Source organism: Bacillus sp. NPDC057893 (assembly GCF_042796455.1).
In the GTDB taxonomy this organism is placed as follows: domain Bacteria; phylum Bacillota; class Bacilli; order Bacillales; family Bacillaceae_G; genus Bacillus_A.
On sequence record NZ_JBHVNG010000007.1, the window covers coordinates 1 to 22,766 of the forward strand.

The window sequence follows — 22,766 nt, forward strand, 5'->3', positions numbered from 1 at the left end:
CCAGGATCAAACTCTCCAATAAAGTTAGTTTGTCTAGCATCTAAAAATAAAAATTGACGTTCACGTTGTTTGTTTCGTTCAGTTTTCAAAGAACTTGTCCGCCGCTTCAGAAGCGACTTCATCATATTAACATCTTCATTTTTCGATGTCAACTATGTTTTTTAATTTCTTTTTTGTCGTTTTCTGCGTTTCCGCATCAGCGACATTTATTAATATACCATCATGGTTTTTAAATAACAAGTGTTTTTTATAAAAAAATACAAAAAGTTATCTATCCTACTTTCTTCTATAGAAAGAACCATTATCCTTTCTACTGAAAACATTCATTTTGATTGTATACAAATTACTATACACTATCATCAACCAGGCGATATTTCACAATAAGTTCCTAACCTTTAGTCCTCTCCTTTTTAAATTTTACAATTACCACAGTTCTACTTAAGAAGGACAAATAACCATTTAAATGTAGAGTAACAAAAAACGAGACCACTATACTAAAGCAAAACTTTAATTAATGCTTTTTCTCGCCAATCAGGAACTTTACTTCCACAAATAACGAACTTCCCCTCGAAATATTAACTTAAGATTATTGTTAGAATTTTTTTACATTTAATTAATGAAAGATATCCAATTTTTGTTATATAGTAAGGAAGTGCCCACAAAACTATAAATAAACTAATGGAGGAATTATCTTATGGATAGGTTAACAAAATTTTCATTAAAAAACCGCGCCGCTATTATTATCATGGTTTTTCTCATTTCCATACTTGGCGTTTATTCCGGCTCTAAATTACCTATGGAATTTTTACCAAGCATCGATAGCCCCGCAATAACTGTCACGACATTATCTCAAGGGCTCGATGCTGAAACGATGGCCAAGGACGTAACTGATCCCCTCGAAAAACAATTTCGCAATTTAGAACATATCGATGGCATCACTTCTTCCACAAACGAGGGATTATCACGCATCGACATTGCATATACATCCAAGGCAAATATGAAAGACGCGGCACGCGAAGTCGAAAAAACAATTAATACAATTAAATTACCTAAAGATGTAACTAAGCCTGTAGTTAGCCAATTAAATACTTCTATGATTCCACTCGCTCAAATTACCATCCAGAAGCAGAACGGATTTTCAAAAGCTGACGAAAAACAAATCGAGAAAGAAATCGTACCACAACTCGAAAGTATTGACGGTGTTGCCAATGTTATGTTTTTCGGAAAATCAACTTCCGAATTATCCATCGTACTTGACCCTAACCAACTAAAAGATAAAAACGTAACATCAGAGCAAGTATTAGCTGTTTTACAAGGAAAAGAAACTTCCACTCCAGCCGGAGCAATTACTGTTAATAAGGAAGAATACAACCTTCGTGTCATCGGAGATATAAAAAATGTAAATGACATTAAAAATATTACCGTTACACCTCAAGTAAAGTTACAAGATGTCGCTCAAATTGAACTAAAACAACATCATGATACAATCTCGCACATAAACGGAGAAGAAGGAACAGGATTAATCATCATGAAAGAGCCGAGTAAAAACGCGGTTGCAATTGGAAAAGAGATTGATAAAAAGATTAAAGATATAAGCAAGCAATATAAAGATCAGTTTTCTATTAAACTTCTAGCTTCAACTCATGAGCAAGTTGAAAATGCTGTTACTAGTATGGGCAAAGAAGTAATCCTTGGGGCAATTGCTGCAACTCTCATTATCTTAATCTTTTTACGCAGCTTCCGAACAACACTCATCGCTGTCGTTAGTATTCCGCTATCTATTTTATTAACACTATTTTTACTCCATCAATCCAACATCACACTTAACATTCTAACTCTTGGTGGCTTAGCCGTTGCTGTGGGTCGTCTCGTCGATGATAGTATCGTTGTCATCGAGAACATTTTCCGTCGTTTACAAAAAGAAACCTTCTCTAAAAATATTATTCTTGAAGCAACGAAAGAGGTCGCAGTCGCAATTACCTCTTCTACTTTAACAACAGTCGCCGTTTTTTTACCTATCGGTCTCGTATCGGGAGTAATTGGAAAACTAATGTTACCTATGGTATTAGCAGTTGTATATTCTATCCTTTCTTCTTTAATCGTTGCGTTAACAGTTGTTCCACTTATGGCTTTTTTACTACTCAAAAAAACAAAACGTCGCAATTCTCATTCTTCACCGCGATATGTCGCTACATTAAAGTGGGCTCTTTCTCATAAGTTTATCATTCTACTCACTTCTTTTTTATTGTTTGCAGGATCCATTGCAGCCTACATATTACTACCGAAAGCGAACATAAAGTCCGAGGACGATACAATGCTATCCGTTAACATGACATTTCCAACCGATTATGATTCTGAAGCTAAAAAACAAAAAGCCTTTGATTTTGAAAAGAAACTACTCTCTAATTCTGATGTAACAGATGTTATTTTGCGAATGGGATCTAGCGCAGAAGATGCTCAATGGGGACAGACAACTAAAAACAATCTTGCAACTATATTTGTAGTCTTTAAAAAAGGATCTGATATCGACCAATATATTAAAGAATTAAAAAAAGAGCAAAATGCTTTTGAACCAGCTGAACTTGATTATATAAAAACTAGTTACTCTGACTCCGGAGGCGGCAACAACTTACAATTTAACGTAACCGCTACTAACGAAACAAATTTAAAAAAGGCCGCTAACATCGTCGAAACAAAACTAAAAAGTATGGACGCTCTCTCTAAAGTAAAAACAAATATAGAAGACTCTAAAATAGAATGGCAAATTCATATCGATCAAACAAAAGCGGAACAACTCGGTTTAACACCAGAATTAGTAGCAAAACAAGTATCATTCCTTATGAAGAAATCTCCTATTGGGGAAATCTCAATCAACAATGAAAAAACAACTATTATGATAGAACATAAAAAAGCATCCATTAACAAACAAGAAGATATTTTAAATACAAACATACTCTCACCTATTAACGGACCAATTCCTTTAAAAGACCTTGCAACTATTTCAGAAAAGCAACTTCAAACAGAAATCTTCCATAAAGACGGGAAAGAAACGATACAAATTACTGCAGAAGCTTCAAGTGAAGATTTAAGTAAAGTAAGCACAGAAGTAAACAAGGCTATAGCCGACTTAGATTTACCTAACGGAGCAAAAGTAAATATCGCAGGTGCTACCGAGTCTATGCAAGAGAACTTCACAGATTTATTCAAAATTATGGGTATTGCAATTGGGATTGTATATTTAATTATGGTTATCACCTTCGGGCAAGCACGTGCTCCTTTCGCGATTTTATTCTCTTTACCATTAGCTGCTGTCGGCGGTATTTTAGGATTAATCATTTCAAGAACACCTGTTGACGTAAATTCATTAATCGGCGCATTAATGTTAATCGGGATTGTCGTTACAAATGCTATTGTATTAATAGAAAGAGTGCAACAAAATCGAGAAAACGGTATGGAAACAAGAGAAGCCTTACTAGAAGCCGGATCTACTAGATTACGTCCAATTATTATGACAGCTATAACAACAATCGTCGCTATGCTACCACTCCTATTCAGTCAATCTCAAGCAGGAAGTATGGTATCCAAAAGTCTGGCCGTCGTTGTAATCGGTGGTTTGGCAGTCTCAACCGTTCTTACATTAGTAGTCGTTCCCGTTATGTATGAACTATTAGATAAAATCGGGAGAAAAAGACGCTCCCGCAGAAAAATAAGTACTTCTACAGAAACACCTGATATTTAAACTAAAAGGCGTTATCTTCTCGAATGAAGATAACGCCTTTTTTATTTATCTACCGATATAACTCATTATTTTTGGGGCATATTGCTCTAGTAGCTTACCAGAATCTACAAGATATTCATCATTCGAGGGTCTCTTACTGCCATATAGCCACTTTTTTCAAACGCTACTTCTGATTCTACTGACTTATCTTATATTCACGTGTTTGTAACCTACGATTAATTTCTTCTATATTATTAAGATAACATTCAATATATTTATATGTAGCACCATACTTCCGATATAAACCTATTCCCTTTTCAACCATCCCATCATAGAGACATGGACTATCTAATATAACACTATGTTCTTGTTCTAACAAAAAAACCTATCAGTTCCCACTCAATATAATAGGAGACTCCCCCCAACAACTGTTGATTCACTTCCTTTTGCCGTTAATGATTTTAATAATGCTGATTTCACGACGTCATGACCTACAATAACTGCACCTGTTAACTTAGCGATATACTTAGAAAGTATCGATTTACCTGATCCAGGAAATCCCGACATTTGCAGAAAGAACACTTTCACCCCGCCTCTCCCATTTTCATCCCAACATCCGTATATCAAGTTGCCTATTCACCAACTCTCCTTCTTTTCCTGCTAACATCAAAATGGCCGTAAAAAAACTCCCTGTTTATAAACAGAGAGTTCTTACCTTCAATTTATGCCGCATTTACTTTCTTCATCGTTTTACTTTTTCTTTTCGTTCCTGTAAAACGTTTGTGTAATACAGATGCTACGAAACGAGAAATGATATTAAAGAGTAATACCATAATAATTAATACAGCTGCAGATTTCGTTGCAATTAACTTCGCATCCGGGATAATCCCTTCAGAGTTTAATTTCCAAATGTGAACAGCTAACGTTTCAGCTGGTCTAAATGGATTTAAAGGATGCGAGGGGCTCGAGAAGTCCGCTGCTGAATTTAAAATAGGTGATGTTAAACCCGCTGTATAAATTAACGCCGCAGCTTCACCGAATATACGGCCTGCCGCTAAAATAATACCTGTAATGATTTGTGGTAACGACGACGGAATAATGATACGGGCAATTGTTTGCCATTTCGTTGCACCTAGTCCAAGACTCGCCTCTTTTACATTATGAGGAACTTCAGAAATCGCATTTTCACAAACACGTGTTAAACCAGGCAAATTCAAAATAGTTAAAGCAAGAGCTCCACCCATTACTGTATATCCCCAGCCTGTCATTGTAACAAATACTAATAAGCCAAATAGTCCAACAACAATAGAAGGTAAAGACGCCATTGTTTCAATACATAAACGAACAAAACTTAAAAAACGACCTTGTTTTGCATACTCCGCTAAATATATTCCAGCACCTAATCCAAGAGGAATAGATATAATAAGCGTTATAACAAGCATGTAGAAAGAATTGAATAACTGTGGACCAATCCCACCACCAGCTCTTGTATTACTCGGTTCTCCGAATAAGAAACTAGGATCCCAAAATCCCCATCCTTTTTGTAGAATTTCGTACATTAAAAAAGCAAGTAAAGCTACAACTAAAGCTGCAACCGCATAAAAGATACCTGTCCAAACTTTATTTACCGTTCTTGCATTCATTATTATCGTTCACCTCTTTGACCAATCGCTCGAATTACTAAAATAAACAGGAATGAAATAACAAGTAAAATCATCGCTAACGTCCATAGCGCATTGTTCCAAGCTGTTCCGTTCAATGTATTCGTCATATCCATTGTCAGAATACCAGTTAACGTTGCTGTTGGACTATATATTCCTTCCGGTAATTTAATCGTGTTCCCGATTACCATTTGAACCGCTAACGCTTCACCAAAAGCACGCGCTAACCCTAAAACTATACCTGTTAAAATCCCTTGTTTTGCAGCAGGAACAATAACTCGGCTAATCGCTTGCCATTTCGTCGATCCTAGACCGTAAGAAGCTTCCAAGTAATCAAACGGAACAGAGCGTATTGCATCAGAGGCAATACTAGCAATAGTAGGTAAAATCATAATACTCAGGACAATAATACCCGCAATTAAACTAAAGCCCACTCCACCAAACGAATCCCGTAATAGAGGAACCAAGATCGTAACCCCTAATAATCCGTATACAACTGATGGAATACCAACTAATAATTCTAAAACAGGCTTTAATACTTTATTCCCAAACTTCGGCGAAATTAAATTCATGAATATAGCAAGAGCTATAGCAATTGGTGCACTAATGACAACAGCACCTAACGACACAAGCGTCGAACCGACAATAAAGATTACAGCACCATACGTACCTTGATCAGCATTTGGATTCCATTTGGTCGAAGTTAACACCTCAGAAAATGAGATACCACTTTGCGTGAAAGATTGAATTCCTTTGCCGCAAATAAACGCAATAATAGCTAATGTAATAAAAACAATAAAGATACCGCAAAACGTAACAAGTGATCTACCTATATATTCACTCTTTACGTAATTAATTTGTTTTTTCCCCTTCATCACAGGACAGACCCCACTTCATAGATTGAAATGAACAGGACTGGCCTTGCAGCCAGCCCCATAAAATTTTATTACTTATTTAATTTAGACATTGGGATGTAACCCATATCTTCTACTTGTTTTTCGAAATCTTTACCTTTTACATAGTCAATGTAAGCTTTTGTCGCTTCTTTTGCCTCACCTTTAGTTACCATGTACTCGTAAGACCAGAATGGATATTTACCAGCAGAGATGTTTTCAACTTTCGGTTCAGCACCATCAATTTTCACAGTTTGCAATGCACCTTTTTTATCGCCAACCATGTAAGACATTGCTAAATAGCTGATTGAACCTGGAGTAGAGTTAATTGCTTGCTCTACTGCACCGTTAGAATCTTGTGTTGTACCAGTTCCATCATTAATTTTAGCTTCTTTCATAACTGTTTTTTCAAATGTAGCACGTGTACCAGATGAAGCTGGACGATTAATTACATTGATTTTCTCATCTTTTCCGCCTAACTCTTTCCAGTTCGTCACTTTTCCAGTGAAGATATCTTGTACTTGTTTTGCTGTTAAGTTATCAACTTTTACATCTTTATTTACGACAAGCGCGAATGCGATACCCGCTACCTTGTTATCTACTAATTCTTTCGCTTTTTCAGCATCTTTTATTTTATCTGAAGCCGGAACATCCGAATTACCAATTTGTACTGCACCAGATGCTACTTGGTTAATCCCAGTTCCACTACCGCCACCTTGAACTTGAATAGAAACTTTTGAATTTTTCTCCATGAATTTCTTTCCAGCTTCCTCCGCAAGAGGTTGAAGAGCTGTAGAGCCAGCCGCTGCAATCGTACCTGATAATTCTTGTTTTGCATCGCTACCTTTAGCAGCTTCCTTATTATCCGTACTTTCTGCTTTTCCACATCCAACTAATGCACCTGCAACAACTAAAGCCGCTAAAGAAAATTTAATACCCTTTTTCATAATCATGTCTTGTACCCCCATTTGGATTATCACTTTTCGAATTCATCTTCTTTCGAACACAAATTCATTGTAGGACAACAATATTATGTGAGTGTTAAGCAATTTTTAAGTTTAAGTAAATAGAGATAACATCCCATAAAAGCTAGACATTCCAACATTTACAGTTGAAAAAGCCAACAAAACCCACACTAAACACGCAGTATTGTAAATTTATTCTTAACAATGTAAATCCAATGTAAATATTTTTCTTTATTTTGCCCTTTAAGTTAAAACTATATTTACAAATCCACTATATTTTTAAAACTTTACACTCTTACTTTATTTACATTAAGAAGAATTCCAGTAATATTTTTCGGTACAACTCAATAAATTGGAACAATTCTAAAAATAATTGAATATTTTTAAAGTACTAATTGACAGCATCATTCAATGTAGTCTACTATATTAGTATCAAAAAGTTTACCTAAGGAAACTTTTTAAACTAAAACTAAAAATATAGAGATGAGGTAACTTTTATGGTATCGGCTAATACTAAACCCCTTTCCGAATTCAGAACAGGGGAATTTGTACAAATTGAGAAGATACAATTAGAAGGAACTATGAAACGACGTTTATTAGATTTAGGCTTTTTTCCTGGAGCGACAATTAAAGTATTACAACGCAGCCCACTTGGAGACCCAGTCGCTTATCAAGTAAGCAACACAACTATTGCACTGCGTAGTGAAGAAAGCTCCCTTATTTTCGGGGTATTAATAGGAGATGATTTCAGATGAGTAACCATCGCATCGCGTTAGCTGGTAACCCGAATACCGGGAAAAGTACATTATTTAATACTTTAACAGGCTTAAAACAACATACTGGAAACTGGACGGGGAAAACTGTTTTAAAGGCTGAAGGGGAATATAAGCATAGCGGAAATATATATACAATAATAGATTTACCTGGAACTTACTCACTGTATTCAAATTCGGCAGATGAAGAAGTCGCACGAGATTATATTATATTTGAAAAACCAGAAGTAACTGTAGTTGTTATAGACGCAACTGCAATGGAAAGAAATTTAAATTTAGCACTCCAAGTGATGGAAATGACAAACGATGTGGTCATTTGTATTAACTTAATTGATGAAGCGGAGAAAAAAGGAATCATTATTGACGAAAAGAAATTAGCAAAATCACTCGGTGTACCGGTAGTTAAAATTTCAGCCCGAAACCGAGTTGGTATCGGACATTTACTAAGCGTCATTGCTAAAGTAGCAACTAAAAAACTCATTCCAACACCAATTAAAATTACTTATAATGAAAAAATTGAAAATATGATTCAAGAATTAGAACCACAAATTTATAAAGTGTTCGGCAATACGTATCCAGCACGTTGGATTGCGTTACGTATTTTAGATGGAGATAAGAATTTCTTAACTGCACTTCAAAAACATCATAACGAACCACTTGTAAGGGAGGTCGTAATAAATGGAATCTCACTCAGCCAGTAAGGATCTTCCGCTGGACTATATTGTTCAACATGCACAAGCACTTTCAAAAGAGGACATACGAGATGATATTGTCGGAGATATTTATCGAACCTCCGCAAGTATATGTAAAGAAGCTGTCCAATATACGAATACTGATAAATTATATCGTTCAGAAAGATTAGATAAGATTTTCACTTCTCCTATTTGGGGATTTCCAATTATGCTCGGTATTTTATCTATTATTTTTTATCTTACAATCGCCGGTGCTAACGTGCCATCCGAGATGATTGCTGAATTTTTTGGCTGGGTCGAAGGATATTTAACATCTTGGTTCCAAACAATACATGCACCAGAATGGCTACATGGCGTTTTAATACTTGGTTTATTCCGTGGTACCGGAGCCGTTATTAGCGTTATGTTACCACCTATGGCAATCTTCTTCCCTATGTTTGCCCTATTAGAAAACTATGGATATTTACCACGCGTTGCGTTTAACATGGATCGTTTATTTAAACGCTCTGGTGCGCATGGGAAACAATCTTTAACTATGGCAATGGGGTTTGGATGTAACGCTGCCGCTATTATGTCAACACGTATTATCGAATCACCACGTGAGCGTATGCTCGCCATTTTAACAAACAACTTCGTCCCATGTAATGGACGCTGGCCTACATTAATCTTAATGGCTTCATTATTTATGGCTGCTGGATATACAGGCAGCATGCAAACACTTGTTACTGCCGGCGTTGTCGTTGGAATGGTTGTAATTGGCGTTATTGTAACTTTAACTGTTTCTTGGGTTTTATCAAAAACTGCTCTAAAAGGCGTTCCAACTCACTATACGTTAGAGTTACCACCATACCGTAAACCAAAAATTTGGAATACAATTGTGCGTTCAACGCTCGATAAATCAATATATGTTTTAAAACGAGCTGTAATTGTAGCTGCACCTGCCGCTGTATTAACTTGGATACTTGCTAATATTTTCGTCGGTGACACGAGCTTACTTATGCATTTTGTGAACTTCTTAGATCCATTTGCTAAAATGTTAGGACTTGACGGATTTATTCTAGCGGCTTTTATTCTTGGACTACCAGCTAATGAAATTGTTATTCCGATTTTATTAATGTCTTACTTATCAACTGGTGCTTTAACTGAAATAGATGATTTTAATCAAATTAAAAATCTATTCTTAGAACACGGTTGGACTTGGTTAACGGCGTTAAACACAATGTTGTTCTCACTTCTTCATTTCCCATGTGGAACAACACTGGTTAACATATATAAAGAAACAAAAAGTGCAAAATGGACATTTTTATCGTTTGCAATCCCTACCGTTATTGCCATTGTTGTTACATTCCTCTCTACACAATTGGTACATTGGTTAGGGCTTGTATAAAGCAAAGCATACATAGAAGGTATCCCCCTTCACATATGCTTTGCGCGAAAGAAACCTGAAATTATTCAGGTTTCTTTTTTTGCACATCAGTATTCCATGGCTGCGCTCCATACGTTGTCAGTTTTTTATGAATGAAGTATATAGCTCCCGGAAGAACCGCCATTAATATCGTGCAACTAATTCCTAATCCAGTAAACAACTTTCATCACCTTATTTCACTCTCTTCGGTAAAGCTGATCCTGAATGTTCAATTGTCGGATGAACATGAACAATAACCTCAGCATTACTAAAATAATTTTCACCTTGATCCCAATTCTTATCTATCTTCTTCCATTCTTTATAATTATGCCGCTTATATACTTCCCCTAATGCTAATACATCTACCTTATATTTTTTTTGAACAAGCTTAATCGATTTTTGGATACGCTTCTCCATTTCCTCCGCGATGTTTTTCTTCAATCGATTTTCATTCATAATTTGTTTATGATCACTAAAATGCAACTCTGCTAAGGTCCCTTCCAAAGATAAATAAATATCAAACTTCGGTTTTGTGGCATTTTCCGTAGATACTTTAATCTTCCGATGCATCTTATGAATTTCATATGTAATAAGCTGGTCTTTTTTGCGAATGGTAAAGAACCCTCCAATTTTCTTACCTATTACATAATTCATCCCTAATGTTTCCTCTCCATTCAAACTACCTACACACTTATTATCCTTCCCACGAAATAACGCCGCCCCGTTCATTTGCACCCCTTGTTTTGTTAGTTCAAGAATAGGTAATACGAAACTTCGGTTAGCAATCATTTTTTGCTGCACCTCACCAATTCTTGCAGCCTCAATCATTTGGGCATTTTTCGGAGGATGTTCAGCTAACATATCAATATACTGCGCCGGTAAATTTTCAGGCTTAGCACTCTGCTTCAAAATAGCTTCTGCATCTTTCTGAGAAACGAACAAACGAATATTTCGTCTCATCTCATGATCACGAATATATACATCTAACGTATTTTGTAAAACATATGGATTCGCTAATAAATCTTTAGAAAAAATTATCACTTGTATATGCGGAAAGAATAATGAGCGACTAATTTTTTTAGCGATAATTCGTATTTGCTCAAAGACACTATCTGCTTTCGCACTAACATTAATATAATTTTCGCTATCTCCACCACCTTGTCCACCTTGCTGTGCTAGCTTACTGGGAAGTACCATCTGATACGTCCCTTTCATAATTGGATTCGATTTCTTTTTTTTCACAATATCATAGGCTGCACCTACTACAAATCCTCTTTCTTCTATTTCTTCTAGCTCAGAGCACCCACTTATAGATCCAGCTAAAACCATAAGCATTATAATTTTAAGAAGGTGTTTCATTTCTACCATTCCTTCTTTTTATTTTATATACAATAAAAACTAACAAAGGCGCTAACACAACAAAGCCCATATCTATCCAAGCTAAATACGTTCCGTAATTTGATAAAGTATCTAAATTACCAGGGATCATATTCAGCATAAAAATCATAGGAGCACTTACGAAAATAAAAATATGTTTCTTAACTTTCGGAAACATAGCACAAAACAATAGAGATGCAACATCATAATACATTGCTGTGGTGTTATAAATAGTAATAATCCAAGTAGTAAAAAAGATCGCATCGAATCTTTCTAAAAACCCCCCACCAATTTCAATCTCCTTCCCCAATTCAATCGTTGGATATGTTAATCCCCGGGTTGTCATATATGTAAAAACACTAATACAAGTTAAATAAATTAAAATGTAAGACAATACGTTTACCATCACAGCTTTTGCAACTGCCATCGGCGCCTTTTTTGCTGTCTCGTTTAACATCACTGCATAAAATAGCGCTACCTCAAATCCAATAAACGTAAAAATAGAATTTTTAACTCCAACAGCATATCGACTTACGTCCGTTTGAAAAGCAGGTAGTAAATTATCTATTTCCATTAAGTTCACATTCAATAAAGAAAGAAGCACGATCGCAATTAAAACGATTGGTAAAAATAAAACATTTAACCTTAATAAAGCAGCCCTAGATCCAGCAATCCCATAAACAACAACTAACAAAAAAAAGAAGGATAACAATTGTATTGGTGTATCACTAAATAAATAGGTTTGTGAAATAATTGAAATTTTCCGGGCCTCATATGCTGTCAAAGCAACGAATGTTAACACTAAAATGATACTAATCGTGTATGAAACAGGCTTCGTCAAGTGCTCACTCGTATATTGAACAAAGTTTTGTTTTGGGAATAAAATAGCTACCCTCGTTACAAACCAACCTAAAGCCGCACATATCAATCCACCCAAAAGCAAAATAATCCAACCATCTGAAAATAAAGTTTGCATAGCGATATCTCGCGGCATAGATAATGCACCTATCCCAATAATCGTCGACGATACCGCAAAGCCAAGTTCCCGAGATCCAATTTCTTCATCCCCATATTCAAATGGCTTCAATTACTCTCGCTCCTTTGGACGTAGTGTAGAGTCTTTCGTTTGTAAATATTCTGGTCTCTCTTTTAACATTGATTTTGGTAGGCGAACCAATTCTTCTTCCCAATCTTTATAAAAAGCAGGAGCAATAGGCGTTGTATACGGAACTCCAACACTCTTTAAATTTGTAATATGAACCGCAAGTGCAATAAGAGCTAAAATGATTCCGTACAACCCAAAAGCAGTTGCAGCTAACACGAAGACGAAAAGTAAAATTCGAAATGTAATCGTAATGCTATATACAGGAAGTGAAAATGTAGCAATTGCGGTAACCGCAATAATAATTACTAAAAACGGATTTACAATCCCCGCATTTACTGCCGCTTCTCCAATTACAAGACCACCTACGATGCCAATCGTTTGCCCCATCGGTTTCGGAAGCCTAATCCCAGCTTCTCTTATTAATTCCATCGTTAATGCCATCATTAACGTTTCAATATAAGCCGGAAACGGGACACCTTCCCTTGCACCTGCAATTGAATAGGCTAATTTAGAGGGAATAAGTCCTTGGTGATATGAGACGAGCGCTACATACATTGCTGGCATTAAAACCGCAATTATACCCGACCACATTCGCAAAATCCTTAATAACGTCCCGATTAACCAGCGCTCATAATGATCTTCTACAGATTGAAAAATATCAACAAATACTAGTGGAGCTATAAGAGCAAACGGTGATCCGTCCACTAAAATGGCCGCCTTTCCTTTCACCAATGCAGCCACTATATTATCAGGCCTTTCTGTATTCAAAAATTGTGGAAAGGGCGATAAATTATTATCTTGAATTAATTGCTCAATCGTTCCTGTCTCAAAAATGACATCTGTCACTATTGATTGAAGACGCCGATCTAGCTCTTTTACGATGTAAGGGTTAATAATATCCTCTATATATACTAGGGTTACTTCTTTCTGCGATCGCTTCCCCATAATATAAGATTGAAACCGTAACTTCGGATCACGTAAACCACGGCGAATTAACATTTTATTCACATTAATATCTTCATTTAATCCAACTCTCGGCCCACGTATTAAATCTTCTGTCACTGGCGGTTCTAGACTTCTTTTCTCCCAAGCCCTACTATTAATAACAATAGCGGTTTGAATATTATCAATTAATATAACTGTGTCTCCTGCTAAAACCGCATTTATAATATCTGGAAAAGTTGTCTTCATACCGACTTCTGCAATAGAAATAAAACGATCCAATAATGTCTGAACCACAGCTGCTTCATTTGGTATTTCTTCATACTGAAGTGTACGAACTACATATTTATAAACATTATCCTTATCTGTCAATCCACATAAAAAAACAACCGCACAACGTGTAATGCTACCAGCAAGAGCAACTTCTCTAATTGTTAAATCATTAGGTGAACCTAACTCATCTCTAATTTCCTTCATAACTTCAAACAAGTTACCTTTTAGCTCTAACAATTTCCCCACCTAACTTCCTTTTCAACAAGTTTTTAGTTAGATTCCGCTAATAGAAGAAAATATATACAAAAAAAGAGCTATCTCTTTTCGAAGATAGCTCTAACACGCGGGTTACTTTTCTACTATTATATTGTCTGTCTTTATAGATACACTTTTCGTGAATCCACTAACGATAAACATCACAATCATATTCATTAACAATGCGACTATACCTACATTTAAATCTTTTATATATTGCGGAAAACTCGGAAACATCGTTGCTATAGTTGAACCAGATAAGGTAATATATGCGACAATTAACAACCCAATCCCCATCCCCGCAATCGCACCTTGCTTCGTAATAATCTGCCGTGGAAACAAACTACATACAAGTGCAGGGAAAAGTTGCGTAACTATACTGTACCCCATTAAAAGAAGAGCCCCTATCGTTTCTCCTCCTTTAAATGTAAACAATACTGCTACGAGCGTTACTACAGGCACAAATAATTTTGCAGCTTTAGCAACTTGTCTATCTGAAGCAGATGGGACCATCGTACGGTAAATATTTTTCGCTAACAATGTAGAAGCGGCCATAACAAGCATAGATGCTGGAACTAATGCCGTTAATACCCCAGCACTACCAATAATTCCGATAAACCAAGGATCAAAAGTTTGTAAAGCAAGACGGAATAATGAAAGATCTACATCTGCTCCCTTTAATCCTGGAACTTGCAGGATAGCAGCAAACCCTGCAAAGAATACGAAAAGCAAAACTAAAGAATACAGTGGCATGATTGCCGCATTTTTACGAAATACTTTTTCATTTTTTGCAGAGAAAGCAGAGGCAAATGTATGAGGCCACATGTAGAAACCGAGGGCCGTTAATATAATAGTAGAAACAAACCAAGAAATACTCATTCCTTCTTCAGGTAAAGATAAAAACCCTGGTTTCGCAGCTTCTACAGCTTCGAACATCGGCTGAAATCCTCCATAATAATGATACGGTAAATATATACCTAAAAACATAACGATGAATAGGATCATAACATCCTTCAAAGCAGCCGTCCAAGCCGAACCATGTATACCCGAAACCATTACATATATAGTTATAACAATAGCACCAATCCATACCGCAATAACAGGTGTCACTCTTCCATAGGAAGCTTCCGAAACGATAATTCCTAATCCCTTTAACTGTAAAACAAGATACGGGATAATCGAAATAACACCAATAATTGAAACAATTATCCCAAGCGTCTTACTCCTGTATTTCTTCGCAAAGAAATCTGATTGTGAAACGAGGTTATGTTCTTTTGCATACTTCCAAATTGGAGGTAATAAGAAATACGATAAAATATAAGCTAATGCACCATACCCTAAAATATAAAATGTAGGAGCTCCTTTACTATACGCCCAGCCACTTCCTCCTAAAAATGTGAACGTCGTATAAATTTCCCCTGCCATAAGGAGAAAAACAAAAATAGTTCCAAATCCTCTTCCCCCAACTGACCATTGTTCTAAATTCATATCTTTTCCATGTTGTGCACGAATCCCTAAAAATAGTGCTAGAAATAAAAATGAAATAATGATAAGTAATGCTATCATCCTATTTCCTCCTTATTAGCCGGATCTAATAAGTACACAAGACCCATACAAAGAGACGTAATAAGCACTGATAATAGTACCCAAAATAATAAAAATGGCATCCCCAATACGTAGGGAGTGACCGAATTTGCAAATACTGGTCCAATCACTAAACAAAGAACTGGAATAAGTGCTAGCACGTGTATTTTCTTCATCTCATTCTCCTTTACTTATAAAATTCATAATGGATGATACAAAGACTTCCACTCCAATTGGTAATGCGTCTTCGTCAATCGCAAAACGAGGATGATGGTGAGGGTATATAATTCCTTTCTCTTTATTTCCTGCTCCGATAAAAAAGAATGCCCCTGGTGCCTTTTGTAAAAATGCTGAAAAATCTTCCCCAGCCATCGTTGGCTGTAAACGAACAACTTGTTCCCTTCCATAAAGCTGTAATGCCGTCTGTTCAATAAGCTCTGTAACTTCATAATCATTTACAACTGGTCGATATCCATATTCATAAGAAAATGTATACTTAGCACCGTAGGATTCTGTAATATGTTTTACAATCCTTTCAAGCTTCTTCTTTGTTTCTTCTCTTAATTCATGCCTTAAACTTCTCACTGTCCCTTCAATCTCCGCTTGTTCCGGGATAACATTATGGGTTGTCCCAGAATGAAATTGCGTAACAGATACTACGAGAGAATCTAACGGGTTCGTGAGGCGAGATACAATTTGCTGGATTTGCGAAACTACTTGCGCACCAATGGCGATACTATCAACTGTTTCGTGCGGAATTCCAGCATGCCCACCTTTTCCCTCTATCGTAATTTTAAAAACATCCGGTGCAGCCATTGCAGGACCATAAATTACACCTACTTTACCAACCTCTAAAGACGCCCACAGGTGAGCACCAATAATATAATCCACATCTTCCATTACCCCCGCCGCAACCATTTCCTCTGCGCCACCAGGAAAGTTTTCTTCTGCATGTTGGAATAGAAAACGAATCTCCCCTTTAACCTTCTCTCTTTCCTCAACTAACTTATGTACTACACCAAGCAATATCGCCATATGACCATCGTGACCACACGCATGCATCACACCTGGATATGTAGAAATATAATCAAACTTATTTTCTTCATGAATAGGAAGGGCATCCATATCGGCACGAACCGCAATTGTTTTACCAGGTTTCTTACCAGTTAACTTTGCCATTACACTATATTTAGTAGGGCGCGAAACTTCTAAATGCGGGATATTCCGAAGTATATCGAATACAAATTGAGATGTTTTTTCCTCTTGAAAAGATAACTCTGGATACTTATGAAAATGCCTTCTCCACTCAATCAACTGATTCTTTGACAAAATAAGTTCCTTTGCAACATCCATTTCTCTTCTCTCCTTCTTCACCAAGTTAAATGTTATTATAACTTGAATTGTTAACTTTTGAAAGAATCTTCTGAATTTTCTATATTATAAACTTAAAAATAAAAAGCCATCCAAAAGATGACTTTTTCATTATTACAAAATAGTAATTGCTTGTTTTCCCATTTGCTCCCAAGCTTTCTCAAATTCTGCTCGTGGAACAGCGAAACGCGGATTGTTTTTTAGAGGATCATTTACATATACAAAGTTTTGATCATATCCAATTACTACTGCACTATGTTCATAATATGTAATTTTCACTTCACCTGAGTTTGTATTCCATGTTTCAAAACTACTTTCAGCTAGTGGTTTAAACGTTGTATTAATAATGACCCATACTGGAGAACCAGAACTAATCACTTTATATATATCTTGCATGTCTCTACCTGTTAAATTAATTACTTTTTCAGGAACATATTTTTCTGCTAAATTAAAGATCGGTTGATTATATACACCATATCCAAGTTCAGCCTTCGTATAAATATTTCCAACAAATCCCTCGTAAGGATTTCCACGCAAACCATTTTGTTCAAATGGAACACGATGAATTTCGCTAGCAAGCTGCATCTTATCTACTTGTACACCTTTATATTGCAGCAACATAGCTAAACTTGTCACTTCACATCCACGGGGTAATTCTGGTAATTGTTTAATAAACGGAACATCTTCAATCATAGCTGCTTCTTTCATTTCAGATAGAAAATCTAAGCGTAATACTTGCGCCTTTTGTATAATTTTATCTTTCCCTATAAAAAACGCCATAGCAAGTATAATCCCAAAAACAAAAAGATATTTTAACTTTTTCATTATAAACAAAACTCCATTAATTATTATTTTACAGACACAACTCTTATCATTGTACCCTTCTTCTTACTAGTTTACTAGAAAGATTCTGTGAATTATTGTTCACGCTTTTAACATCTTAAAATTCTAATTATTTTTAATAAAAAGAAAAAACAATATACTTTTTCGAAACATTTTGCTAAAATCGAAATTATTAACATGGTGAAGATATCACCATGTTAATAAACATTCTTAGAGTATTTAATCATAGTTCGTTTTTTACATACTCCTATTTCATAACAAAATAAACTGAGTATGTGTCACATCCCCCACTAATGATTAAAAACTCAGAATGAAACGAAGTTCACACATACAAGAAAAATACGGGGTGAGGGGCATATGAATCAACAAGTAGAACAAACAGATTTAAAACGAACAATGAAAAGTAGACACTTATTCATGATTGCACTTGGTGGAGTCATTGGAACAGGATTATTTATGGGTTCTGGACAAATCGTCCATAATGCCGGACCAGGCGGAGCTATTCTTGCATTTTTAGTCGGTGGTTTCGTTATGTATTTAACGATGTTATGTCTTGGTGAATTATCAGTAGCTATGCCAGAAGCAGGTTCATTCCAAAGCTATGCAAGCAAATTTATTTCACCTGGTTTTGGATTTGTTGTCGGTTGGATGTATTGGTTAAATTGGGCTGTTACAGTTGGAGTAGAGTTAACAACTGTAAGTATTTTAATGAAACGTTGGTTTCCAGACGTTTCTTCGTGGATTTGGTGCGTTACATTTGCAGCAGCACTCTTTCTTGTAAACGCTTTATCAGCGAAGGCATATGCAGAAACAGAATTTTGGTTCGCTAGTGTAAAGGTTGCAACAATTGTTATCTTTATTGTACTTGGAGGCGCAGTTATGCTCGGTTTTCTCGACTTTAATGGAAAACCAGCTCCAATGCTTCATAATTTCACTGAAAATGGTGGACTATTTCCAAACGGTGCACTAGCGGTTCTTCTTACAATGATTACGGTAAATTACTCATTCCAAGGAACCGAACTTATTGGTATTGCTTCAGGTGAAAGCGAAAATCCTGAAAAAACAATTCCAAAAGCAATTAAAAACACAATTTGGCGAACTCTGTTCTTCTTCGTCCTAGCAATATCAGTCGTTGTAGGTTTACTCCCGTGGCAAGAAGCTAATTTAGTCGAAAGTCCATTTGTACTTGTATTTGATGTAGCTGGTGTTCCATATGCAGCAGACATTATGAACTTTGTTATTATTACAGCTGTATTATCCGTAGCTAACTCTGGTCTATACGCAAATTCTCGTATGCTTTGGGCGATGGCAAAACAAGGAATGGCAAGTCCAGCTTTTACGAAGTTAACTAAAAAAGGTGTACCGCTAAATGCATTGATTTTCAGTCTAATTTTTGCAAGCCTTTCTTTATTAACAAGTGTGTTTGCGGCAGATACTGTCTTTTTAGTTTTAACATCTATTGCAGCAATGGCAGCTGTTGTCGTTTGGATGTCAATCGCAGCGTCACAGTTTTTCTTCCGTAGAGAATTCGTGAAAAATGGCGGTGACATAAAGGATTTAAAATATCGTACACCACTTTATCCAATAGTTCCAATCGTAGCTTTCTCACTCAATTTCATTACATTTATTAGTTTAGCTTTCATTCCAGATCAGAGAATTGCTCTTTATTGCGGGATTCCATTTATGATCATTTGCTACATTTTATACCAAGTTAAATATAAAAAAGTTGTCACATTTGAACAGCAACGAAATATAACTCAGGGAATAAACTAAATATAAAAAATATTCAGCTATCTTTCTTATGATAAGATAGCTTTTTTCTATTTCTTGGATATGTTGGTATAACTTTATTTATCTTAAAATTTCCACAATCACATTTTTCTCTGGAAAATAGTTTACAATGTTATCAAGTTACAAATGATATTCACCTTAAAAAGCGTGCATTTGTGTCTATTTTTTAACAATATGACAAAAACTATTGCCAACTATAAATTAATAGGTTTATATTGTTTTATTGGCATAGTTTCAATCCAAGGAGAAAGGAGATTTTCAATCGTGCAACTAAAGAAAGCATTTTGGAAGTTGGCTTCGCTTCTTCCGTTATCATTAGTTCTGTTCCTCGGTGGCTGTGATAAAAAACTAGCAGTATTAAACCCGCAAGGACCTGTTGCAAAGGCACAGTATGATTTAATTGTTTGGTCATTCTTGCTTATGTCATTAATTATCGCAATTGTATTCATCTTGTTTACAGTCATCTTGATTCGTTATCGTGAAAAACCAGAGAATATGGACTATGAGCCACCTGATCAACACGGTAACACATTATTAGAAATCATTTGGACGATTATTCCTGTTATTATCGTTATCGCATTATCGATTCCAACAGTTAAAGCAACTTATGCTTCGGAAGAGGTTCCGCAAGAGTCCAAACATATTAAACCAGTTGAAATTTATGTTACATCTGCAAACTGGAAATGGTTATTTAGTTACCCGGAGGAAAAAATTGAAACCGTTAACTATTTAAACATCCCAGCTGGTGTACCAATTCAATTTAAACTGACTTCTGTAGGTCCAATGAATGCTTTCTGGGTACCAGAACTTGGTGGTATGAAGTATACAATGGATGGCATGATCATGGACTTATATTTACAAGCTGACAAACCAGGTTCTTACCTAGGTCGTAGCTCGAACTTCTCTGGTGAAGGATTCACTCACATGGAGTTCGAAGTTGAAGCAAAAACAAAAGAAAAGTATGACAAGTGGGTAAAAGAAGTACAAGAAACTGCTCCTAAACTAACAGAAGATAAGTACAACGATATTGTTAAACCTGGTGTAGTTGGTCGTATGACATTCTCTAGTCATCACTTAAGTTATGTAGATCCAAAATCACTTGAATATTGTGATTACAACTACTACAAAAACAAAAAATAATAGCTATTATTCCAACAGATTGGAGTGAACACAGTGAAGCTTGATGAATTTTTTGTCACAGGTGACCCGATTATTTACGGAGCTGACGCATCTATCGTTCTTGTGACATTAGCGATTCTTTTCGTACTAACAAAGTACAAAAAATGGAGATGGCTTTGGGATGAATGGTTAACAACTGTTGACCATAAAAAAATAGGAACCATGTATATTATCTCTGCCGTTATAATGTTATTCCGTGGTGGTATGGACGGTTTAATGATTCGTGCCCAGTTAACATTCCCAGATACAACATATTTAAACGCTGAACACTATAACGGAATCTTTACAACACATGGTACAGTTATGATTCTTTTCATGGCGATGCCATTCGTTCTAGGATTAATGAACGTCGTTGTACCATTACAAATTGGTGCTCGTGACGTTGCATATCCGTTCTTAAATGCTTTAAGTTTCTGGTTATTCTTTATTGGAGCAATGTTATTCAACATCGCTTTCGTAATCGGTGGTTCTCCAGACGCTGGGTGGACTTCTTACTTCCCAATGGCGGGTACAGAGTTTACTCCTGGTGTAGGAAATAACTTCTACGCAATCGCCTTACAGATTTCAGGTCTTGGTACGTTAATGACAGGTATTAACTTCCTAGTTACTATTTTAAAAATGCGTACACCTGGAATGAAATTAATGAAAATGCCAATGTTTACATGGTCTATTTTAATTACATGTGTAATCATTATTTTCGCTTTCCCAGTATTAACAGTAGCTCTTGCATTAATGACATTTGACCGTCTATTCGATGCTCACTTCTTTACGATGGCGAGCGGCGGTATGCCAATGTTATGGGCCAACCTATTCTGGGTATGGGGTCACCCTGAAGTATATATCGTTATTTTACCGGCATTCGGTATTTTCTCTGAAATCATTAGTACATTCTCACGTAAACGTCTATTCGGTTACAGTGCGATGGTATACTCAATGGTTGCAATTTCTTTACTAAGTTTCGTCGTATGGCTTCATCACTTCTTCACGATGGGTGCAGGTCCAGCGGTTAACTCGTTCTTCTCGATTTCGACAATGGCGATTTCTATTCCAACCGGTGTTAAAATATTTAACTGGTTGTTTACGCTGTATAAAGGACGTATTCGTTTTACAGTTCCAATGCTTTGGTCATTGGCATTTATTCCAAACTTCGTAGTTGGTGGAGTTACAGGGGTTATGCTTGGAATGGCAGCAGCTGATTATCAATACCATAACAGCTACTTCCTAGTCGCTCATTTCCACTACGTATTAATCGCAGGTACAGTATTCGCTATGCTTGCTGGATTCACATTCTGGTATCCAAAAATGACAGGTCATATGCTAAATGAACGCCTTGGTAAATGGACATTCTGGATCTTTATGAGCGGATTTAACATCTGTTTCTTCCCAATGTACTTCCTAGGTTTAGATGGTATGACTCGTCGTATGTACACTTACTCTGAAAGCCTTGGATGGGGTTGGTTGAACCAAATCGCATCTGTCGGCGCAGTAATGATGGGTATTGGATTCGTAATTCTTTGTTACAACGTAATTTGGAGTGCACGTCACGGTGAACGTGACACAACTGGAGATCCATGGGATGGCCGTACACTTGAATGGGCAACTCACTCTCCTGTACAACATTACAACTTCGCGAAACTTCCTGAAATTAAAGAAGCTGATGCTTTCTGGTTCATGAAAAAACGCGGAGAAACAATTACACCAACAGCAGATGAATTAAAACCAATTCACATGCCAAGTAATTCTGGTGTGCCTATTATTATGTCTGCATTCTTCGGTCTTGCAGGTTTTGCATTAGTATTTAGCTGGTTCTGGATTGCAGCAATCGGTGGTATTGGTATTTTAGGTTGCTTAATCTATCGTTCATTCGATTATGATGATGGCTACTACGTAAGCATTGAAGAAATTAAAGAAACAGAACATATAGCATGAGAGGTGAAAT

18 protein-coding genes and 1 pseudogene are annotated in these 22,766 nt (G+C 36.2%); 7 read left to right on the top strand and 12 right to left on the bottom strand.

Annotated elements, in window-relative coordinates; translation table 11 throughout:
* The first annotated feature begins 694 nt into the window (after positions 1-694).
* Positions 695-3,739: an efflux RND transporter permease subunit gene (locus ACFVQC_RS23540; protein ID WP_377899406.1), complete on the top strand. Its 3,045-nt coding sequence runs from the start codon at positions 695-697 to the stop codon at positions 3,737-3,739.
* A gap of 45 nt (positions 3,740-3,784) precedes the next feature.
* On the opposite strand, the pseudogene ACFVQC_RS23545 reads toward ACFVQC_RS23540, so the two are convergent.
* From ACFVQC_RS23545 to ACFVQC_RS23560, 4 genes and pseudogenes are all read right to left on the bottom strand, one after another.
* Positions 3,785-4,300, bottom strand: a pseudogene (locus ACFVQC_RS23545) (P-loop nucleotide/nucleoside kinase family protein).
* Between the two features lie 140 nt (positions 4,301-4,440).
* Positions 4,441-5,361 carry a phosphate ABC transporter permease PstA gene (gene pstA / locus ACFVQC_RS23550; protein ID WP_377899407.1) on the bottom strand — a complete coding sequence of 307 codons (921 nt, stop codon included), beginning with the start codon at positions 5,359-5,361 and terminating at the stop codon, positions 4,441-4,443.
* 2 nt (positions 5,362-5,363) lie between these two features.
* Positions 5,364-6,254, bottom strand: coding sequence for a phosphate ABC transporter permease subunit PstC (pstC, locus tag ACFVQC_RS23555; RefSeq protein ID WP_002090872.1), 891 nt, complete (start codon positions 6,252-6,254; stop codon positions 5,364-5,366).
* A gap of 71 nt (positions 6,255-6,325) precedes the next feature.
* Positions 6,326-7,225: a phosphate ABC transporter substrate-binding protein PstS family protein gene (locus ACFVQC_RS23560; RefSeq protein WP_002114243.1), complete on the bottom strand. Its 900-nt coding sequence runs from the start codon at positions 7,223-7,225 to the stop codon at positions 6,326-6,328.
* Between the two features lie 509 nt (positions 7,226-7,734).
* Between ACFVQC_RS23560 and ACFVQC_RS23565 the strand changes: the two genes are divergently transcribed.
* The 3 genes from ACFVQC_RS23565 to ACFVQC_RS23575 are packed head-to-tail and all read left to right on the top strand — an operon-like array spanning position 7,735 to position 10,089.
* The gene (locus tag ACFVQC_RS23565) at positions 7,735-7,992 is read left to right on the top strand and encodes a FeoA family protein (RefSeq protein ID WP_002090873.1); all 258 of its coding nucleotides are present in this window, start codon (positions 7,735-7,737) and stop codon (positions 7,990-7,992) included.
* Positions 7,989-8,711, top strand: coding sequence for a FeoB small GTPase domain-containing protein (locus ACFVQC_RS23570; RefSeq protein WP_377889989.1), 723 nt, complete (start codon positions 7,989-7,991; stop codon positions 8,709-8,711). Before ACFVQC_RS23565 ends, ACFVQC_RS23570 begins: the two co-directional genes overlap by 4 nt.
* Positions 8,689-10,089, top strand: a complete 1,401-nt coding sequence (locus ACFVQC_RS23575; RefSeq protein WP_377899408.1) for a nucleoside recognition domain-containing protein — start codon at positions 8,689-8,691, stop codon at positions 10,087-10,089. Before ACFVQC_RS23570 ends, ACFVQC_RS23575 begins: the two co-directional genes overlap by 23 nt.
* A gap of 61 nt (positions 10,090-10,150) precedes the next feature.
* Here ACFVQC_RS23575 and ACFVQC_RS23580 read toward each other — a convergent pair whose 3' ends face one another.
* The 8 genes from ACFVQC_RS23580 to ACFVQC_RS23615 all read right to left on the bottom strand — a co-directional run bounded on the left by ACFVQC_RS23580 (position 10,151) and on the right by ACFVQC_RS23615 (position 17,839).
* On the bottom strand, positions 10,151-10,288 hold the full coding sequence (locus ACFVQC_RS23580; protein WP_000493991.1) for a hypothetical protein: 138 nt from the start codon (positions 10,286-10,288) through the stop codon (positions 10,151-10,153).
* A gap of 11 nt (positions 10,289-10,299) precedes the next feature.
* On the bottom strand, positions 10,300-11,466 hold the full coding sequence (locus ACFVQC_RS23585; RefSeq protein WP_002204386.1) for a Ger(x)C family spore germination protein: 1,167 nt from the start codon (positions 11,464-11,466) through the stop codon (positions 10,300-10,302).
* Positions 11,450-12,571, bottom strand: a complete 1,122-nt coding sequence (locus ACFVQC_RS23590; RefSeq protein ID WP_002204387.1) for an endospore germination permease — start codon at positions 12,569-12,571, stop codon at positions 11,450-11,452. The genes ACFVQC_RS23585 and ACFVQC_RS23590 overlap by 17 nt, the downstream gene beginning before the upstream one ends.
* Positions 12,572-14,050: a spore germination protein GerLA gene (gene gerLA / locus ACFVQC_RS23595; RefSeq protein WP_377899409.1), complete on the bottom strand. Its 1,479-nt coding sequence runs from the start codon at positions 14,048-14,050 to the stop codon at positions 12,572-12,574.
* 102 nt (positions 14,051-14,152) lie between these two features.
* The gene (locus tag ACFVQC_RS23600; RefSeq protein WP_002204391.1) at positions 14,153-15,625 is read right to left on the bottom strand and encodes a sodium:solute symporter family protein; all 1,473 of its coding nucleotides are present in this window, start codon (positions 15,623-15,625) and stop codon (positions 14,153-14,155) included.
* A complete protein-coding gene (locus ACFVQC_RS23605) occupies positions 15,622-15,819 on the bottom strand; it encodes a DUF3311 domain-containing protein (protein WP_002204392.1) in 198 nt (65 codons plus the stop codon). Before ACFVQC_RS23605 ends, ACFVQC_RS23600 begins: the two co-directional genes overlap by 4 nt.
* A gap of 1 nt (position 15,820) precedes the next feature.
* Positions 15,821-16,996, bottom strand: a complete 1,176-nt coding sequence (locus ACFVQC_RS23610) for an amidohydrolase (protein ID WP_377889997.1) — start codon at positions 16,994-16,996, stop codon at positions 15,821-15,823.
* Positions 16,997-17,128: 132 nt separating this feature from the next.
* Positions 17,129-17,839: a C39 family peptidase gene (locus ACFVQC_RS23615; protein WP_377889999.1), complete on the bottom strand. Its 711-nt coding sequence runs from the start codon at positions 17,837-17,839 to the stop codon at positions 17,129-17,131.
* A gap of 375 nt (positions 17,840-18,214) precedes the next feature.
* Here ACFVQC_RS23615 and ACFVQC_RS23620 point away from each other — a divergent pair, with 375 nt between their 5' ends.
* From ACFVQC_RS23620 to qoxB, 3 genes are all read left to right on the top strand, one after another.
* Positions 18,215-19,630: an amino acid permease gene (locus ACFVQC_RS23620; RefSeq protein ID WP_377899410.1), complete on the top strand. Its 1,416-nt coding sequence runs from the start codon at positions 18,215-18,217 to the stop codon at positions 19,628-19,630.
* Positions 19,631-19,912: 282 nt separating this feature from the next.
* Positions 19,913-20,788 (top strand): cytochrome aa3 quinol oxidase subunit II, encoded by an 876-nt coding sequence (locus tag ACFVQC_RS23625; RefSeq protein WP_002159258.1) that lies wholly within the window; start codon positions 19,913-19,915, stop codon positions 20,786-20,788.
* Positions 20,789-20,821: 33 nt separating this feature from the next.
* Positions 20,822-22,756 (top strand): cytochrome aa3 quinol oxidase subunit I, encoded by a 1,935-nt coding sequence (qoxB, locus tag ACFVQC_RS23630; RefSeq protein WP_002159259.1) that lies wholly within the window; start codon positions 20,822-20,824, stop codon positions 22,754-22,756.
* The last annotated feature ends 10 nt before the right edge of the window (positions 22,757-22,766 follow it).

Bases quoted from the DNA above. Each gene is read 5' to 3' on its own strand.
- ACFVQC_RS23540 (WP_377899406.1), top strand. From the start codon at position 695: ATGGATAGGTTAACAAAATTTTCATTAAAAAACCGCGCCGCTATTATT.
- pstA (WP_377899407.1), bottom strand. From the start codon at position 5,361: ATGAATGCAAGAACGGTAAATAAAGTTTGGACAGGTATCTTTTATGCG.
- pstC (WP_002090872.1), bottom strand. From the start codon at position 6,254: ATGAAGGGGAAAAAACAAATTAATTACGTAAAGAGTGAATATATAGGT.
- ACFVQC_RS23560 (WP_002114243.1), bottom strand. From the start codon at position 7,225: ATGATTATGAAAAAGGGTATTAAATTTTCTTTAGCGGCTTTAGTTGTT.
- ACFVQC_RS23565 (WP_002090873.1), top strand. From the start codon at position 7,735: ATGGTATCGGCTAATACTAAACCCCTTTCCGAATTCAGAACAGGGGAA.
- ACFVQC_RS23570 (WP_377889989.1), top strand. From the start codon at position 7,989: ATGAGTAACCATCGCATCGCGTTAGCTGGTAACCCGAATACCGGGAAA.
- ACFVQC_RS23575 (WP_377899408.1), top strand. From the start codon at position 8,689: ATGGAATCTCACTCAGCCAGTAAGGATCTTCCGCTGGACTATATTGTT.
- ACFVQC_RS23585 (WP_002204386.1), bottom strand. From the start codon at position 11,466: ATGAAACACCTTCTTAAAATTATAATGCTTATGGTTTTAGCTGGATCT.
- ACFVQC_RS23600 (WP_002204391.1), bottom strand. From the start codon at position 15,625: ATGATAGCATTACTTATCATTATTTCATTTTTATTTCTAGCACTATTT.
- ACFVQC_RS23605 (WP_002204392.1), bottom strand. From the start codon at position 15,819: ATGAAGAAAATACACGTGCTAGCACTTATTCCAGTTCTTTGTTTAGTG.
- ACFVQC_RS23610 (WP_377889997.1), bottom strand. From the start codon at position 16,996: ATGGATGTTGCAAAGGAACTTATTTTGTCAAAGAATCAGTTGATTGAG.
- ACFVQC_RS23615 (WP_377889999.1), bottom strand. From the start codon at position 17,839: ATGAAAAAGTTAAAATATCTTTTTGTTTTTGGGATTATACTTGCTATG.
- ACFVQC_RS23620 (WP_377899410.1), top strand. From the start codon at position 18,215: ATGAATCAACAAGTAGAACAAACAGATTTAAAACGAACAATGAAAAGT.